This window comes from Desulfovibrio sp. 1188_IL3213 (genome assembly GCF_036763145.1).
Taxonomy (GTDB): domain Bacteria; phylum Desulfobacterota; class Desulfovibrionia; order Desulfovibrionales; family Desulfovibrionaceae; genus Desulfovibrio.
Window position 1 is genome coordinate 1 of sequence record NZ_JBAIYR010000711.1, and the last position, 721, is coordinate 721.

General features: G+C 63.2%; 1 protein-coding gene. It reads left to right on the top strand.

Annotation, left to right across the window (positions count from 1 at the left end):
• On the top strand, positions 1-721 hold a 721-nt coding region (locus V6C16_RS14700), incomplete at both ends, for a sigma 54-interacting transcriptional regulator (protein WP_333543621.1).

Sequence of the window (721 nt, forward strand, 5' to 3'; positions counted from 1 at the left end):
CGCCGCCCGGCACAGTTTCACGGACATTCTTGGTTCAAGCCCGGCGTTGCGGCGGGCTGTGGACTTTGCCAGCCGCGCTGCCCGCATGGCCTCGCGCATTGTCATCTGCGGCGAGAGCGGTACGGGCAAGGAGCTTTTTGCCCAGGCCATACACAATGCCGGGCCTGCCGCTGCCGGTCCCTTTGTGGGCATTTCGTGCGCGGCCATTCCCAATGATCTTATTGAGGCGGAACTGTTCGGCTATGAGGAAGGAGCCTTTACCGGCGCCAAAAAGGGCGGCCGAAAGGGCAAGCTGGAGACCGCCAACGGCGGCACGCTGTTTCTGGACGAAGTGAACAGCCTGCCGCTGGCGGTACAGGCCAAATTTTTGCGGGTGTTGCAGGAAATGTCGTTTACGCCTCTTGGCAGCAACCGGCCTGTGCAACTGGACATGCGCGTGATTGCTGCGGGCAACGCCAGCCTCGCCGATGCCGTGCGCGAGGGAAGTTTTCGCTCGGACCTGTACTACCGGCTCAACGTGGTGGAAATAGACCTGCCGCCGCTGCGCGAGCGCTCCGGTGACGTGGAGATGCTGGCAAACCTCTTCTGGCGCAGGCTTTGCGCCGGGGCGGGCATGCCGCGCATGCTCATAGAACCGGCGGTTATGGATGCGCTCAAGGCGTATTACTGGCCGGGCAACGTGCGCGACCTGCGCGCAGCGGTGGACTTTCTGGCAGCCATG